This is a genomic window from Cupriavidus sp. 291-E7 (assembly GCF_057798835.1).
In genome coordinates, this window is the sequence record NZ_JBYOJV010000001.1 from 236,924 (window position 1) to 253,160 (window position 16,237).

17 protein-coding genes are annotated in these 16,237 nt (G+C 65.2%); 5 read left to right on the forward strand and 12 right to left on the reverse strand.

The genetic code is table 11. The features are described from left to right. Window positions 1-37: 37 nt before the first annotated feature. On the reverse strand, window positions 38-1,021 hold the full coding sequence (locus tag AC3FLX_RS01040; protein ID WP_488693142.1) for an FAD binding domain-containing protein: 984 nt from the start codon (window positions 1,019-1,021) through the stop codon (window positions 38-40). After that, the gene (locus tag AC3FLX_RS01045) at window positions 1,014-1,694 is read right to left on the reverse strand and encodes a (2Fe-2S)-binding protein (RefSeq protein ID WP_488693143.1); all 681 of its coding nucleotides are present in this window, start codon (window positions 1,692-1,694) and stop codon (window positions 1,014-1,016) included. The genes AC3FLX_RS01040 and AC3FLX_RS01045 overlap by 8 nt, the downstream gene beginning before the upstream one ends. A gap of 301 nt (window positions 1,695-1,995) precedes the next feature. Between AC3FLX_RS01045 and gcvA the strand changes: the two genes are divergently transcribed. Continuing rightward, window positions 1,996-2,889: a transcriptional regulator GcvA gene (gene gcvA, locus AC3FLX_RS01050; protein ID WP_488693144.1), complete on the forward strand. Its 894-nt coding sequence runs from the start codon at window positions 1,996-1,998 to the stop codon at window positions 2,887-2,889. Here gcvA and AC3FLX_RS01055 read toward each other — a convergent pair. The 7 genes from AC3FLX_RS01055 to AC3FLX_RS01085 all read right to left on the reverse strand — a co-directional run bounded on the left by AC3FLX_RS01055 (window position 2,886) and on the right by AC3FLX_RS01085 (window position 8,637). After that, on the reverse strand, window positions 2,886-4,103 hold the full coding sequence (locus AC3FLX_RS01055) for a CaiB/BaiF CoA transferase family protein (RefSeq protein WP_488693145.1): 1,218 nt from the start codon (window positions 4,101-4,103) through the stop codon (window positions 2,886-2,888). The genes gcvA and AC3FLX_RS01055 overlap by 4 nt on opposite strands. A 5-nt stretch (window positions 4,104-4,108) precedes the next feature. Next, on the reverse strand, window positions 4,109-4,495 hold the full coding sequence (locus tag AC3FLX_RS01060) for a PaaI family thioesterase (protein ID WP_488693146.1): 387 nt from the start codon (window positions 4,493-4,495) through the stop codon (window positions 4,109-4,111). Next, the gene (locus tag AC3FLX_RS01065; RefSeq protein WP_488693147.1) at window positions 4,492-5,484 is read right to left on the reverse strand and encodes a tripartite tricarboxylate transporter substrate binding protein; all 993 of its coding nucleotides are present in this window, start codon (window positions 5,482-5,484) and stop codon (window positions 4,492-4,494) included. The genes AC3FLX_RS01060 and AC3FLX_RS01065 overlap by 4 nt, the downstream gene beginning before the upstream one ends. A gap of 64 nt (window positions 5,485-5,548) precedes the next feature. Then, complete coding sequence (locus tag AC3FLX_RS01070; protein ID WP_488693148.1) at window positions 5,549-6,352, reverse strand: enoyl-CoA hydratase/isomerase family protein; 804 nt, start codon at window positions 6,350-6,352, stop codon at window positions 5,549-5,551. 9 nt (window positions 6,353-6,361) lie between these two features. After that, entirely contained in the window at window positions 6,362-7,126 is a 765-nt protein-coding gene (locus AC3FLX_RS01075; RefSeq protein WP_488693149.1) for an SDR family NAD(P)-dependent oxidoreductase, read from the reverse strand. A gap of 1 nt (window position 7,127) precedes the next feature. Beyond that, on the reverse strand, window positions 7,128-8,273 hold the full coding sequence (locus AC3FLX_RS01080; protein ID WP_488693150.1) for a thiolase family protein: 1,146 nt from the start codon (window positions 8,271-8,273) through the stop codon (window positions 7,128-7,130). A gap of 10 nt (window positions 8,274-8,283) precedes the next feature. Next, the gene (locus AC3FLX_RS01085; RefSeq protein ID WP_488693151.1) at window positions 8,284-8,637 is read right to left on the reverse strand and encodes a Zn-ribbon domain-containing OB-fold protein; all 354 of its coding nucleotides are present in this window, start codon (window positions 8,635-8,637) and stop codon (window positions 8,284-8,286) included. Window positions 8,638-8,768: 131 nt separating this feature from the next. On the opposite strand from AC3FLX_RS01085, the gene AC3FLX_RS01090 reads away from it, so the two are divergent. Continuing rightward, a complete protein-coding gene (locus tag AC3FLX_RS01090; RefSeq protein ID WP_488693152.1) occupies window positions 8,769-10,424 on the forward strand; it encodes a tetratricopeptide repeat protein in 1,656 nt (551 codons plus the stop codon). A gap of 55 nt (window positions 10,425-10,479) precedes the next feature. Here the strand turns inward: AC3FLX_RS01090 and AC3FLX_RS01095 are convergent, their stop codons facing one another. Next, window positions 10,480-11,247, reverse strand: a complete 768-nt coding sequence (locus tag AC3FLX_RS01095) for a DUF899 domain-containing protein (protein WP_488693153.1) — start codon at window positions 11,245-11,247, stop codon at window positions 10,480-10,482. 87 nt (window positions 11,248-11,334) lie between these two features. On the opposite strand from AC3FLX_RS01095, the gene AC3FLX_RS01100 reads away from it, so the two are divergent. The 3 genes from AC3FLX_RS01100 (at window position 11,335) to AC3FLX_RS01110 (ending at window position 13,919) form a co-directional block, all read left to right on the forward strand. After that, entirely contained in the window at window positions 11,335-12,555 is a 1,221-nt protein-coding gene (locus tag AC3FLX_RS01100; RefSeq protein WP_488693154.1) for a helix-turn-helix domain-containing protein, read from the forward strand. 48 nt (window positions 12,556-12,603) lie between these two features. Then, window positions 12,604-13,236 (forward strand): Vgb family protein, encoded by a 633-nt coding sequence (locus tag AC3FLX_RS01105; RefSeq protein ID WP_488693155.1) that lies wholly within the window; start codon window positions 12,604-12,606, stop codon window positions 13,234-13,236. A gap of 176 nt (window positions 13,237-13,412) precedes the next feature. After that, window positions 13,413-13,919: a GAF domain-containing protein gene (locus tag AC3FLX_RS01110; protein ID WP_488693156.1), complete on the forward strand. Its 507-nt coding sequence runs from the start codon at window positions 13,413-13,415 to the stop codon at window positions 13,917-13,919. Window positions 13,920-13,929: 10 nt separating this feature from the next. On the opposite strand, the gene AC3FLX_RS01115 is transcribed toward AC3FLX_RS01110, so the two are convergent. Next, entirely contained in the window at window positions 13,930-14,841 is a 912-nt protein-coding gene (locus tag AC3FLX_RS01115; protein WP_488693157.1) for a bestrophin family protein, read from the reverse strand. Between the two features lie 89 nt (window positions 14,842-14,930). Continuing rightward, window positions 14,931-15,944 (reverse strand): MBL fold metallo-hydrolase, encoded by a 1,014-nt coding sequence (locus AC3FLX_RS01120; protein WP_488693158.1) that lies wholly within the window; start codon window positions 15,942-15,944, stop codon window positions 14,931-14,933. Window positions 15,945-16,237: the final 293 nt, after the last annotated feature.

Below are 16,237 nucleotides of genomic sequence, written 5' to 3' on the forward strand. Positions count from 1 at the left end.
TATCTCCTGTATGGGGATCAGGCGCAGGCTTGCGCCTTCACGCGGTCAGGCGGGTCAGGTTTCGTATCAGCGCCTGCTGGCCGAGCGGGATCTTGAAAGCGTTCTGACCGTACGATTGCGCGCCAGACATGGCGACGGTGCCTGCCTCGCGGATCAATGCTTCGCTCAGCGGCTTGCCGCGCATCACGTCTTCGGCGTTAGCAGCGCGCCACGGCTTGGTCGTCACGCCGCCCAGCGCGATACGGATATCGCGCACGGTGTTGCCGTCCATCGACAGGATCACGGCGCTCGATGCCAGCGCAAACTGATACGACGTGCGGTCCCGCAGTTTCAGATAGGCGGATTTGCTGCCCGCCATCGGCGCATCGAGCGTGATATGCGTGATCATTTCGTCGGCTTCCAGCGCGTGCTCTTTCCACGGCGTCTCGCCCGGCAACAGATGGAAGTCGGCGAATGGAATGTCGCGCTTGCCCTTCGGACCCTGGACATGGACCGTCGCGCCAATGGCCACCAGCGCCACGCACATGTCCGACGGATGGGCCGCGATGCACTGCGGGCTGCCGCCCAGTACCGCATGCACGTTACGGTTCAGGCCGTCGATGGCGGCGCAGCCGGAGCCAGGGGTGCGTTTGTTGCACGGCGACACGCCATCGCGGAAGTAGCCGCAACGCACGCGCTGCATTACGTTCCCCGCAGTCGTGGCCTTGTTGCGCAACTGCGTGCTCGCGCCCGACAGGATCGATTCGGACAGCACGGGATAGTGTTTGGCGATGTGCGCGTGACGGGCGAGGTCGGTGTTGCTGACCATCGCGCCAACGCGAACCTTGCCATCGCCAAGCGTCTCGATCTTGTCGAGGCCCAGCTTGTGGATGTCCACCACGCGGGCGGGGCGCATTACGTCGAGCTTCATCAGGTCCAGCAGGGTGGTGCCGCCGGCCAGGAAGACGGTGTCCGCGCTGCGGGCGTGGAGCGCGATTGCCTGCTCCACGTCGGCGGCGCGCGCATATTCAAAGTTACGCATCACGACTCCGGATTTTGCCGCGCGCGTCCTGAATGGCCGCCACGATGTTCTTGTATGCGCCACAGCGGCAGATGTTGCCGCTCATCGCTTCGCGCACCGCCGCTTCGTCCGCCGCAATCCGCTTGTCCTGCAGGATGCCTAGCGCGCTCATCATCTGGCCCGCGGTGCAGTATCCGCACTGATAGGCGTCGTGGTCCCAGAACGCCTGCTGTACCGGATGCAGCGTGCCGCCTTGCGACAGGCCCTCGATCGTCGTGATCTCGTCACCGTCGTGCATGACGGTGACCGACAGGCAGGAATTGACCGTGACGCCGTTGACCATCAACGTGCACGCGCCGCACTGGCCGTGATCGCAGCCCTTCTTGGTGCCGGTCAGGTGCAGTTGGTCGCGTAGCGTATCGAGCAGGATGGCATTGGCCGGTACCGTCACGCGATGGGTGACGCCGTTGACCTTCAACGTGACCGGATAACCCTCCACGGTGGCGGACGGTGCGGAAGCGGTAGCCGTGGCGTCGCGCTGCGCGGCCGCTTCAGACGTCAGCGTCGCGCTGGCGGCGACGCCTGCCCCGGATGCGCTCACGGTTTGCAGAAAGCGCCGTCGCGTGAGTACGCTGCCGGCGCGGCCGGGCATGGCACCCGGGCCATCGGTGGGCGCAGTTGTGGGGTCTTCCATTTCTTCTCCTTGCGTGGAGTGAGACCGCTGGCCCAGGGAACATTGCATTCTTGTCATGTGCTGGGCGGGGGACGGGGGCGACGGCGGCGCGCGCGCTCTCACTTTATGCACAACTTCAACTTTTTCAAGGACGGCCTAAATGGCGCCCGTCATCGCGGACGGCAATGACGTAAATGTCTGCGTATGTCTCATCGACGCCGTGCCGCCGTGATCGCGTCACGCACAGTGATGAACGCGCACCTCGGCGGTGCCGGCATTGCGTCGATTGAGAATTCCTCAAGCGCGTGCCAGAATCCGCGTCATGGATCGACTCCCTCCGCTAAATGCCATCCGGGCTTTCGAAGTCGTGGCACGCCGCCTCAGCATCACGGTGGCCGCCGAAGAATTGCACGTGACGCCTGGCGCGGTCAGCCGCCAGATTCGCACGCTCGAAGATGCGCTCGGCATTCCGCTGCTGGTGCGAGGCCACCGGCAGATCGCGCTCACGCGCGCCGGCGAGGAATACTATCGGGCCGTCACCAAATCGATGGATGGCTTGCGTGAAGCCACGGTCCGCCTGACGCGCCGCACACGCCGCACGCAACTGAAGGTGCGCGCGTACACCACGTTCGCCATGCGCTGGCTGATTCCGCGGCTGTCGAGTTTTCATGCGGCCAACAAGAGTATCGAAGTGCTGCTGACGGCGTCTCTCGACCCGGTGGATTTTCGGCGCGAGGACATCGACGGTGCCATCCGCCTTGGTGACGGCAAGTGGAATGGCGCGAACGCGTACCGCCTGGTATCCAATATCCTCGTGCCCGTCTGCAGCCCGTCCGTCTCGAAGACGGTGCGTAGCGCGGCGGACCTGCAGCGCCAGGTGTTGCTGCATTCGATTGCCCGGCCCGACGACTGGGCCTGCTGGCTTGCGGCCGCCAAGGTCGACCGGCAAGTGGATGCGCGCAGCGGCATGACGTATCAAAGTTCGGCGATGGCCTATGCGGCCGCGCTGGAAGGGCAGGGCTTTGCCATTGCCCAGCGCTTCCTGGTGGAAGACGACCTGGCCTCGGGCAAGCTCGTGGCGCCGTTTCGCAAGGCCGTGGACATGGGCGACTTCACCTATTACCTCGTCACCCCCGCGGACCGGGCGGAAAGCGCCAGCATGGCAACTTTCCGCAAGTGGCTGCTGGCGCAATTCGACGAAGATACTTCCGCCTAGCCGGAACACGCCGGTGCCGTGGCGCAGTGGATCGCCCTGCGCTCGGATAGTGCGGCAATCTCGCTCTCGTCGTAGCCAAACGTGCGCAGTACCTCGGCGGTGTGCTGCCCGCACGCTGGCGCCGCGCGCGGTGTCCGCGCATTGACCTCGCCGCTGCAGACCGGAAAGCCCGGCATGCGCAGCGTGCCCAGCGTGGGATGCCGCGCCGCGCTGATCATGCGGTTGGCGGCGACCTGCGGATGATCGACGACGTCGGCATACGTGGCCACGCGCGCGCAGAGAATGTCCGCGTCGCGCAGCACCTGCAGCCACTGTGCGGTGGTGCGCGTGGAGAACACCCGCGTCAATGCGTCCACCAGCGCCGGGCGGTTTGTCACACGAAGCGGCGACGTGGCAAAGCGCGGATCGTCGATCAGCTCTGGCAGGCCCAGTGTCTGGCAGAGCCGGCGCCAGCGTTCCGGCATATACGCCGCCACCATGATCCAGCCGTCGGCGGTGCGAAATGCCTGGTTCGGGGCCGAGTAGGGCGCCGCGCTGCCCGCGCGTACCGGCAGTTGGCCATCGGCCAGATAACTGGTCAGCGACGATTGCTGCAACGCCAGCGCGGCATTGAGCAGATTGACGTCGAGATGGCCACCCTGCCCGTCACGCTGGCGCTGGGCGAGCTTGGCGAGGATACCCATCACGGCCACATAACCGGTCATCACATCGACGACTGGCGATTGCACCTTGCACGGCTCGCCGCCCTCGACGCCGATCAGGCTCATCAGGCCGGCATCGGCCTGCAGGACGCCGTCCACACCGGCGCGATCCGCATAGGGGCCGCTCTGGCCGTAAGCGGAGATCGAGCAATAGACGAGCGCCGGATGATCGGCGGAAAGCGTTGCATAGCCGAGGCCAAGCCGGTCCATGACCCCTGGCCGCATGCTTTCCACAACGATGTCGGCGCCGGCAATCAAACGGCGCGCCACGGCCAGACCTTCGGCGGACTTCAGGTCCAGCGCAATGCCATCCTTGTTGCGGTTGAAGGCGTGGAACAGGGCGCTGTCCGTGCCGATCCATCCGGGGCCGAGGCCGCGCCCCAGTTCCCCGTCCGGCGGCTCGACCTTGATCACGCGGGCGCCCATATCGGCCATCAGCATGGTCGAGATCGGCCCGGCGGCAATCTGCGTGAAGTCGATGACGGTCAGTCCTTGCAGTGCGTCGCTCAACATGATGTTCACTCCTTCGCCCGCTTGAACGTGCCTTGCGCGGTGGCAATGCACACCCCTGTATCGCTGGTCAGCGTCGCCGACGAAAAATAGACGCTGCGTCCGGCGCGCGTGACGGTGGCCGTGGCACGCACACGGCCGCTGCTTGCCTTGTCCAGGTAGCAGATCGACAGCATCAGCGTGACGGCGTTACCCATCGCGCCATCGTCCTGCCCCAGGCCCGCATAGCCGCAGGCGGCGTCGAGCAGCGTCGCGCTGACACCGCCCTGCAGCGTGCGCTGGCGGTTCAGGTGACGCGGTTCGATGTCGAGTTCGAAGGTGCAGGTGCCCGGCGCGGCATGCGCCAGCCGGATGCCCAACGATTCCAGGAGCGGATTGTCGATCGACGGATTCACATCGCCACCTTGATGTTGTTCTCGGTAATCACGCGCTGCCAGCGCGCGAGTTCGCGGCCGATATACGCCTTCAGCTCGTCAGGGGTGGAACCCTTGACCTCGAAGCCCTGCTTCGTGAACTGCTCGGTCAGATCGGGCGACTTCAACGCGGAGAGCAGGGCGGCGCTGATCTTGTCGACCACGGCGCGCGGCGTCTTGGCCGGTGCCAGCAGGCTGTACCAGAGTTCGGCGTCATAACCCTTGAGTCCAGCCTCGGCGAAGGTCGGCAACTCGGGCATGAGCGCCGTGCGATGCTGGCCGGCGATGCCCAGCGCGCGTAGCTTGCCCGCGCGCACATACTGGATGGCCGAGGCAAACGTGGCGAACGACACCTGCACCTGATTGCCCATCAGGTCGGCGATCGATGGACCGGTCCCGCGATAAGGCACATGCAGCAGCTCGGTCTTGTTCAGCTTGGCAAAGACCTCACCGGCCAGATGCTGCGGCGTGCCGGGGCCGGGGCTGCTGTAGCTGACCTTGCCCGGATTGGCGCGCGTGTAGTCGACGAATTCCTTCAGCGTCTTGTACGGCTGCTCGGTGTTCGAAACCAGCACCAGCGGCACCGAGCCGATCCGTCCCACTGGCTCGAAATCGCGCTCGATGTTGAACGGCACCTTCATGCCGAGGTACGGATTCATCGTGACCTGGCTCGATGCGATCACCAGCGTATAGCCGTCGGGTGCCGCGTGCGCAACGTAGTCCGCGCCGAGGTTGCCGCCCGCGCCGGGCTTGTTCTCGATCACGATCGGCTGGCCGAGCTGCTTGCTCATTTTCGGGGCGATCAGTCGCGCCAGGATGTCGTTGCCGCCGCCGGGCGCAAAGGGCACGACGATCGTGATCGGTTTCGTGGGGAACTGGCCTTGCGCCGCAACGGGAACGGCCGCGATGGTGGCGCTTGCCGCGATGGCGCTGAAGGTCATCGCGCGCAGGAAGCGGAGAAGATTGGTCATGGGTTGTCTCCTGGTTATGGGTATGTTTTGGGGATGCGCGTTATCGCGTAATTGCACTATCGGGCTAGCGGCCGGTGAAGACCGGCGGGCGCTTTTCGGCAAACGCCCTGCGGCCTTCCACGCGGTCCGCCGAGTCGCGCAGCACACCCCAGTAGAGTTCGGTCAGGTCTTGCGCATCGGCCTCGCTCAGATGCGCGGTTTGGCGCGACAGCTTCTTGACGGCTTGCACGGCCAACGGCGCATTGGCCGCGATCTTGTGCGCCAGCGTGAGCGCACGGTCGAGCAGCCGCTCGGGTGTCACCGCTTCAGATACCAGTCCGATGCGCGCAGCTTCCGTGGCGTCGATGCGCTCGCCGGTCAGTACCATCTGCATCGCCACGGCGGCCGGTATGGCCTTGAGCAGCCGATGCAGTCCCGATACCGCTGGGATCGAGCCGACGCGGACTTCCGGCAAGCCGAACGAAGCATCGGTCGAGGCCACGCGCATGTCGCATTGCAAGGCAATCTCCAGGCCCGCGCCGAGGCAATGACCGTTGATCGCCGCAATCAGCGGCTTGTGGCACTGCAGGTCGCTCAGATCCATCAGCCGGATATAGAGGCCGAGTTCCGCGGCAGGCTCGGGCGCCTGAAACATCGCCTCGGGGTAGGACGCCGCCGAGGTCTGCGTGCCTTTCAGATCCGCGCCGGCACAGAAAGCCCGCGTGCCGCTGCCGGTCAGTACGGCCACGCGCACATCGGCACGGTCCCGTACCTCGCACAGATGCGCGCGCAGCGTGCGCAGCGCTTCGACATTGAGCGCGTTCAGCGCATCGGGCCGGTCAATCGTGATCAGCGCCACGGCGCCGTCGATATGGAGATGGACGGTCATGACGCCCCCTTAGACGCTTGGCGACGACAGACTGCGTCCGCCGCAGACGTAGAGCGTCTGGCCCGTGATGTAGGACGCCTCCGCGCTGACGAAAAAGCTCACCGCGTTGGCGATATCGTCGGCCGTGCCGATGCGCTGCGCGGGCACCGATTTCTGCAGGCGCGACTGAATGTCGGGCGCGAAATTGCGGAACAACGGTGTATCGACGATGCCCGGCGCCACGGCGTTGACCGTGATGCCGTGCGCGGCGAACTCGATGGCCAGCGAGCGCGTCAGGCTGACCACGCCGCCCTTGGCCGCCGAGTAATTGGCCTGCCCGAAGCCGCCAAGCCATGCACGCGAGGAGATGTTCACGATGCGGCCCTGCCGCCGCTCGACCATGCCCGGCAATGCGGCGCGGCAGCAAAGGAACTGCGAACGCAGGTTGGTATCGATGACCAGATCCCAGTCCTCGTCGGCCATTTTCAGGAAGCGCATATCGCGCACCACGCCCGCGTTGTTCACCAGGCAGTCGATGGGCCCGAGCGTGCCGGCAATATGCTCGAAGGCCGCGTTGACCGCTGCGGAGTCAGTCAGGTCTACCGTGACGCCGAGCGCACGGTAGTCATCCTGGATCAGTCCGGCCACGGCGTCGGACAGCGCGGCGGCGTCACGGTCGAGCAGTGCCACGGCCATGCCCTGGCGCGCCAGCCGGCGCGCGATGCCAAGGCCGATGCCGCGTGCCGCGCCGGTGATGACGGCAACCTGGCGCGTATCGGTGGAAGACGTATTCATCTCAGGCTCCCAGAATGTGCACCGACGAGGCGGCGTGATCCACGCCGGCGATGCCGCCGCCCGTGCATTGCGTCAGGCCGATCCGCGCATTGGCCACCTGACGGCTGCCGGCGCGATCCTGCAGGTGCCACATGATCTCCACCATCTGCGCAATGCCGGTGGCGCCGAGCGGATGGCCCTTCGCCAGCAGGCCGCCACTAGGGTTGACGGGCACGCGCCCGCCCAGGCGCGTGGCACCCGAGCGCAGCAGCGGCACCGCGTCACCATGACCGGCAAGCCCGAGCGCTTCGTAGTAGAGCAGCTCGGCGATCGTGAAGGCGTCGTGCAGTTCCACCACGTTCACATCGTCCGGACCAAGACCGGCCTGCTCGTATGCCTGGCGCGCCGCGCGGGCCGTGATCTCGGCATCGAGGATGTCGTCGTCGGCCTGCTCGCGGATGCCCGACACCACAATCGAGGACAGCACCTTGACCGGCTTGCGCTGCGTGGGACGGCGCGTGCTCATGACCACGGCGGCCGCGCCATCCACCTGCGACGGGCAGCACTGCAGCAGCGTGAGCGGATCGGCGATCATGCGCGAAGCCAGCACTTCGTCAACCGTCGTTTCGGTGCGCTGCTGCGCGTATTCGTTGAGCGATCCGTGATGGCGATTCTTGACCGCCACCGTGGCCAGATCTTCGGCGGTGGCATCGCGCTCGTGCAGAAAGCGCGTGCCGCGCATGGCGTACACGGCTGGCAGCACCATGCCGGCCGTCGCGTAGAGGTCGGTCTTGATGTCGTTGCGCTGCATCGGGATCGTGCCACCGCCCAGCGCGGTGAGCTGTTCGATGCCGAAGACCAGCACGGTCGAGTACTGCTGGGCAAGCAGCGCATGGCGCACCAGATGCACCCCGGTGGCACCGCTGGCACAGGCGTTTTCGACGTTGTAGACGGGAATGCCGCGCAGGCCGAGGTCGCGCACGATCAACTGGCCCAGGATCATGCCGCCGAGTACGTTGGCGCAGTACACCGCTTCGATGTCATCGAGCGTGACGCCCGCGTCTTCCACGGCCTTCAGGATTGCCTGCTGCGCCAGCTCGGGCGCCATGATGCCGGTGTGACGGCCAAACGGCGTCATGGCGCCGCCAGAGATGTAGATGTCTTGCATGATGTCCTGCTCAGTCCTGAAGCGCGTGGAAAACGTAGCCGTAGGTGTCGTCGGGCTGCGGCACGTAGCGGTCGCCGATGACTGGGCGATCCTTGCCCTGCAGCCGGCCAAAGATGCGGAGCAGGCCATCGAAGTCGACATAGCCCAGCGCATAAGGCGGCAGCCCGGTCTTCGGCGCCGGATGGATGACGGTGAAGCTGTACACGGTGCCGACGCCACGCACGGGCACCGTGGCATGGTGTGACGCCAGCGGCGAGTGTTCGGGCAGCGTCGGGAACAGGCATTCGCCGGTGGCGTGGGCGCGGGACGCGAGCAGGGCTGGCGGCGTGTCCGTGCTCCACAGTCCGGAAGTGTCGATTGGCACGAGTGTCTCCTTTTTCGATGTCATGCACGGGGCCGTGCGTTGACTCGATATTGGTTGCCGGACCGCATGCCGGCAAACGACTTTTCCGGCGTCTTCGGTTGCGTTTTTCTCAAGTCAAGGCGAAAAAAGGCTTGGAGAAGTTCCTAAGCGATCCCTTACAATCAGCGCCTTCCCATTCGCATGCAGCCTGCATTCTTGCAACGATCCATATCGCCATGAATCTCGACATTGAACATGCTCTCTCGGCTGCTCAACGGCACTGTGCGGCAGAGCAATTCGACGACGCGTCACGCCTGCTGCACGGCGTTCTGGCGATCGCTCCCGATCACAACGAAGCGCTCGAAGGCCTCGGTTTCATCGCCGCCCGACAGGGCGATCATGCACGCGCGGCTGAGTATCTGATGCGGGCATCGGCGCGCATGTCCACCGTGGAGGATTTGAGCTTCGCCGCGAGCATCTGTCAGTTGGCCCAGCGCCACGAAGATGCGATAGCGCTGTTCGAGCGCGGACTGGCCCAGTTTCCTGGCCATATGGCCTGCTTACATGGCGTCGCAATGTCGCTGGTACAGCTTGGCGAGCATGAGCGTGCGCGTCAGGTGCTGGAGCGTCTGTGCAAACTCCAGCCGAAATCAGCCGAAGCGCAATACAACCTGGGGACGCTGCTTGGTACGATGGGGCGCCCCAAGGACGAAATGGATGCCTATTTGCGGGCAATCGCGATCAATCCGCGCTTTGTGCCCGCATACGTCAACCTAGGGGTCGCATTGCGGGATATGCGTCGCTTCGACGAGGCGCTGATTCAATTCAAGAAGGCGCTTTCGCTCGATCCAAACGATGCCAGTGCCCGTACCAATCGGGCACAGACCAATTTGCTTCGCGGGGAATTCGAACACGGATGGCGCGAATATGAATGGTGTTGGCGCGACGGCGCCCAAAGCCACGGTTTTTCGCCGGGTACCCAATGGACCGGTACCCAGCCGATAAGCGACAAGACGATTTTCGTTCATCACGAGCAGGGGCTCGGCGACACACTGCAATTCCTGCGCTTCGTGGATCGACTCAGTGCGGCTGGCGCTCGCGTCGTGCTGCGAGTTCAGGATGTGCTGCTGCCACTTCTCAAGGATTATCCTGGTGCGGCGGAAGTCATTGGCACGACAGAAGAAGTACCAAGCTTTGACTACCATATTCCATTGCTGAGTCTGCCGTGCGCGCTCAAGGCCCGTGCAGCGGATCTCGCGGCGCCTGGACCCTATGTGCGCGCGGACACCCGGGTTGTCGCGCAATGGGATGATCTGTTGGCAAGTCCCTCCGGACGGCCGAGGATCGGAATAGTGTGGTCGGGCAGCCGGATACATCTGAATGATCGCGCACGGTCCATGTCGCTTGAGCAACTGATGCCAGTGCTCGATGCCAATGCGGATTTCTTTGCGCTGCAACCCGATGTCCGGGAAAGTGACCGTGCCCTCCTCGCGCAACTCGATCAGCGCGGGGTGCTGCGCGATGTTTCCGCGCGGCTGACCACGTTTGCCGAAACCGCTGCGCTGATCGCTCGGCTTGACCTCGTGATCAGCGTCGACACGGCTGTTGCGCATCTTGCGGGCGCGCTCGGCAAGCCAGTATGGATAGCGTTGCCGTTCATGCCGGATTGGAGGTGGCAACTCGACAGAAGCGATAGTCCCTGGTACGCCCAGGCGCGGCTATTTCGGCAACCGACGCAAGGTAACTGGACTGAAGTCGTCGGCGCACTTCGCGCGGAAATCGACGCCTTGCGCGGGCGCGTGAAGTAGTCGTTGCGCGTCGCCGTTGCCGGAGACTCGCAACGAACGGTTGAGACGTGCGCGGTCAGGACGCCTCTTCGTACTCGTCGTGCCGCCGCCACCAGTTCACGGTTTCATTGCGCCCCAACGGTGCGCGGTCCAGCCACTGGTACATGCCCCACAGCGCGTCCAGCCCGCGCGCGTAGGCCGAATACGTGTGATAAACCGCACCGTCCTGCAGCGCGAAGGCGCTCATGCCGGGACGGTCGCGGGCGAACGTGGGAACGTCGGTGCCGCAGGACGCGGCGGTCCGCACCGTCGATTCGGATGGCGGGGAATTGCCGGACTCTTGCGAGCCTCGCTCGAAGTTGTATTCGTAGTTGCCTTCACGCTGCTGCTGCTCGGTGATCGACACATCGAAATCGAAGTTGAAGCTGCTATCGCTTGAGGACGCCCACGGAAAGCTCCAGTTCATGCGCTTGCGATAGGCCAGCAGCTTGTCGATGGGCGCGCGTGACACGGCCCAGAGCATGACGTCGTGGTGGGCCAGGTGGATGGCAAAGCCGTTGAAGCTGTCCGCGATCGACGAGCATGACGGACAACCCGCCTTGTAGTCGGGGCCGAACATGAAGTGGTAGACCAGCAGTTGCGAGCGGCCGCGAAACAGGTCGGTCAATGCGACATTGCCGTGCTCCGTGTCGAAGCGGTAATCCTTGTCCAGGCGTACCCACGGCAAAGCCTGCCGCTGCTGTGCCAGGGCGTCGCTGCGATGCGAGAGTTCCTTCTCGGCCTTGAGCAGGTCCAGCCGCGCAGCCAGCCATTCCGCGCGGGTGCCTGTGCGATGTGATGTCATCGAGATACCTCCTTGCATGAAAAGGGTCATGTGCTAGATTAGGCGCCGGCTCCCGGCCCGGGGAGTAACAGGTGTGACGGGATTCCTATGGACTCACTGATCACGGCTGCGGCGCGTGCCCTGGCGGCGGGAGATCCGCTTGGCGCGTTGAACCGTATTGCCTTGCGCAATGACGCCTCCGCGCTGGCGTTGCGCGGTATTGCCATGTCCCAGCTCGGCGACTTCACACGCGCCCGCACGCTGTTGCGCGGCGCCGCGCGTGCATTCGGTCCGAAGGAAAGCATCGCGCGTGCCCGCTGCGCCGTGGCGGAGGCTGAGATCGCACTGGTCTCGCGGGATCTGGGCTGGCCCGCCAGGGCGCTCGACGCCGCGTGTCACGTACTCGACAGTCATGGCGATGCCATCAACGCCGCCCACGCGCGCTACCTGATCGCGCGACATCATCTGATGACCGGCCAGCTCGATGCCGCCGAGCAGACCATTGCCGTTATCGATACTTCAACGCTCCCGCCCGCGCTGCGCGCCGCGCACGAACTGGTGGCGGCGGGTATTGCGATCCGCCGTGTGCGTTCCGCGCCCGCGCGCGAAGCCCTGGCGCGCGCGGGCATTGCTGCCCGGCAGGCGGGCATTCCCGCGCTGGTGGCGGAAGTGGAGAGCGCAATGGAAGCGCTGCGGACACCGGTGGCGCGCCTGCTGGCACGCGGCAACGAAGCGCCGCTGCTGCTCGACGCCGTGGAAGGCTGGTTTGCGTCCGGTGCGTTGATCGTCGACGCGTGCCGCATGACCGTGCGGCAGGGCGATGCCATCGTTCCGCTGGCGCGCCGCCCCGTGCTGTTCGCGCTGGCCAGGACATTGGCGCAGGCCTGGCCGGGCGACGTCGCGCGCGACACGCTGATCGCCACGGCCTTTCGCATGCGCCATCCCGACGATACGCACCGTGCGCGCCTGCGCGTGGAAATCGGGCGCCTGCGCAAGGCGCTGGGCAAGCTTGCCGATGTTCGCGCCACGCCGCAGGGCTTTGCACTTGTTCCGGCCAGCCAGGCCGAAGTCGTCGTCATGACGCATCCCGTGGAACAGGCGCACGCCGCGGTGCTGGCCTGTCTGGCCGATGGTGAGTCGTGGTCCAGTTCGGCGCTGGCTCTGGCGCTGGGCACGAGTCAGCGCACCGTGCAGCGTGCGCTCGACGCTTTGGCCGATAAAGGCAAGGTGCAGCCGGTGGGTAGCGGCCGCGCGCGCCGATGGATGACGCCACCGCTCACCGGATTCACGACGGCCTTGTTACTCCCGGCTCCGCTGCCGGGCGCATAGCATGGTTTCCATCATCCACCACGCCAGAGACTTCGAAAGGAAACCATCATGAAGCGAAGCACCGCCGAAATTGTCCAGGAGTACGGTCCGTTCCCCGGTATCGATCACGTGCACGGCCTGACCTACGACGGCAAGCAGGTCTGGTTCGCCGTGGGCGACCGGCTGCTGGCACTTGATCCGGCCAGTGGCAAGACAGGACGCGAGATTGCCGTGCCGGCCCATGCGGGTACGGCTTTCGATGGCCGCTATCTGTTCCAGATCGCGGAGCGGCGCATCCAGAAGATCGATCCGCAAACCGGCGCGGTCGTGGCGACGATTCCGGCGCCGGGCAATGGCAACGATTCGGGCCTGGCCTGGGCCGAAGGATCGCTCTGGGTGGGCCAGTACCGTGATCGCAAGATCCATGAGATCGACCCGGATACCGGAGCGGTTCGCCGCACGATCGAATCGAGCCGCTTTGTGACCGGCGTGACGTGGATCGATGGCGAGCTGTGGCATGGCACATGGGAGAACGACCAGAGCGAGCTGCGCCATATCGATCCTCAGTCGGGCAAGGTGCTGGAGGCATTGGAGATGCCGCCGGGCGTGGGCGTGTCGGGGCTTGAATCCGATGGCGCCGACCGCTTCTATTGCGGTGGCGGCGACAGCGGCAAGGTGCGGGCGGTAAAGCGGCCGCGATAGGCGGTGTTTCTCCCCTCTCCCATTTATGGGAGAGGGGAGCCGGTCACGACACACGGGCACGCATCGTCCGAACATTAGCCGCGCGACGTCGTTGACCCGGTTGCATCCCCGTACGGCGCAAGAGGGAATTCGATCGGCGGTATCATCGGGCACACCGAATTTGCGAGGCCTTCCCGATGTTCCAGCTCTCCGACAACCTTTCCGAATCCTCCAAGCCCGAGCAGTACGCCGCACTGATGGACATGGCGCGCGGGCTGCTGGCCGATGAGCGCGATCTGATCGCCAATGCGGCCAACTTCTCGGCACTCGTCTATCACTCGCTGCCTGACCTGAACTGGTCCGGCTTCTATTTCTTCGATGGCACCGAACTGGTGGTGGGTCCGTTCCAGGGCAAGCCCGCCTGCGTGCGGATCGCAATCGGGCGTGGCGTGTGCGGTACCGCCGCGCAGACCCGCGTCACGCAACTGGTGCGCGACGTTCACGCATTCCCCGGTCACATCGCTTGCGATGCCGCGTCGCGCTCGGAAATCGTCGTGCCGCTGGTGGCGCCCGATGGCACGCTGATCGGCGTATGGGATGTCGACAGCCCGCGCGAGGCGCGCTTCGACGAGGCCGACCAGGCTGGCATGGAAGCGCTATGCGCGGTGTTCGTCGAACTGGCGTGGGGCCGCCACCCGCGCTAACCGATGGCGCTCAGACCTGGATGAAGTCGTGCGGCGAGGGCATCTGGCTTTTGGGCGCCTCGCCGATCATCTCCAGCACCGTCGATTCGATCATGTAGGACATGGCCGTCAGGGCCAGGTCGTTCGGTTCTTCGCCAAACGGCTCCTCGATCTCGGCGCTCAGCGCTTCCAGCGCGAAGAACGTATAGGCGATAAAGCAGACGATCACGGGCGTCATCAGGCCAATCGAATCGAGCAGACCGAACGGCAGCAGCACGCAATACAGATAAATGCAGCGGTGGATGATCACCGAGTACGTGAACGGGATCGGGGTGCTGGCAAGGCGCTCGCAACCGCCCAGGGCGGTGCTGAGCTGGTTCAGCGACATCTCCATCGACTGCGCCAGCGCCGGGGCGAGCTGTCCGGTGCGAAGCCGCTCGCCGACCCATTCGCCGGCCATCAGCAACATGATGGCGGGCTTGAATGTGGCGGCCTTGAGCCTGGCCGCATCGGCGTCATCGAGGAACGGCGCGACATCCGGCCACGCATCGGTGCCGCGCAACTGGTGGCGCAGCGCGTGAACGAATGCGCAGAGCCGGTATGCGAGCTGCCGCGCGGCATGCTGGTCGCCCACCAGCGTCAAGGCCTGGCGTGTCAGTGAACGGGATTCGTTGAGGACGCAGCCCCAGAGCGTGCGGCCTTCCCAGAAGCGCGCGTAGCTGGTGCTATTGCGAAAGCCAAGGAAGATTGCGAGCGTCAGGCCGATCAGCGAGAACGGCACGAAGTTCAGCGACACCTTCCATTCGCCGATGCGGCCGTGGAAGAACGTGATGAGCGCCGCGAACAGCGTGATCGTGACGAGCTGCGGAGCAATCCTGAGCAGGACCGACCCACGCAGCACGAACAGCATCTTGAACCAGTGAAGCGGGGGACGGGTGATCATCGGCGTGCGAGCATCGGTGTAAAGACCCCATGTTCGCACGCCAGCGCGCCGGCGTCAGCGGGTAGCCACGGCCGGCGGCGGCGAGCCGGTCAGCGGTCGCTACGGATCGGACCGTATTCCACCGGCACCCACGTATAGCCCACCTGGTCACTCCGCACGTGGCCCAGGCCGGGGAACGGCAGGTGTGCGCCGCCGACCCACAGCTTGCCCTTGGCGGCATCGGCCAGCACGCGCTTGCGCGTCTGCACGGCCTGTTGGCTGTCCACGTCGAATTCGATGGCGATGTTCGGCCGGCGGAATTGCGTGGCATGGCTGTGGACGATATCGCCCCACAGCAGCAGGTTCTCCTTGCCCGATGCGAACAGGTAACCCGTGTGTCCCGGCGTATGGCCGCGCGTCGGTACGGCGCGCACGCCGGGGATCGGTTCCTCTCCGGCAGCGGCATTGAAGGTACGGAAGCGATTCGCGGCCTGATACGGTGCCACGGCATTGCGCGCCATCGCAAAGAAGGCCTTGGCACCTTCGGGGGCGGCGGCCGCCACCGATTCGCTGAGCCAGTAGTCGGCGTCGGCCTTGTCGGCGTAGACCGTGGCGTTCGGGAACACTGGCTTGCCATCGGCGGTCAGGCCGCAGGCGTGGTCGCCGTGCAGGTGGGTCAGCAGCACCGTGTCGACCTGCTCCGTCGTGTAGCCCGAAGCGCGCAGGTTTTGCAGAATGCCGCCCAGCGTCGGGCCGAAGCAGGAGGCCGCGCCGGTATCGACCAGCACCAGGTGCGTGCCGGTGTTGACCAGGTAGGCATTGACCGCCGTCTGCATGCCAGGCGTCGAGGCCACGAACATGCGGGCCAGCAGGCTCTGCACTTCACGGGCGCTGGTGTACTTCAGCAGCTTTGGATCCAGGTCGATGTAGCCGTCATAGAGCGCGGTGACTTCGAGCTGGCCCACCATCATGCGGTAGTAGCCGGGGACTTGCGTTTTCTGCTGCGCGGGCGGCGCGGCGTGGGCTACGCCTGCCGTAAGCGGCAAGGCGGCCAAGGTTGCGGTGGCGAATGCCGCGGCGGCAAGGGCGGCGGACAGGCGGGCGCGAGGCAGGCGCAATTCCATCTGGGATCTCCCTGGGATAGGTAGTCGGAAAACTGCAATGCATGACAGATGCACGAGGCTGCACATTACGCGGTTCGTCACGTGCGGACAAGTCGGCTCTGCGGGTCATCGCGTGCATACGTTGGTCTGATACCCACGGATGAACCCGGCGAGCGGCAGGCATCGCTGCGCGGTTTTGTAAAAAACACATGGCTGAAGGCGGCCGCTCCACGGTACGACGAGGGCTGGCGCAATGGCACCGTTCTTGCCTGCAGCGGTAAAGTCCGCTCCTGCCCCGCGTGCGCGGGAGCGGG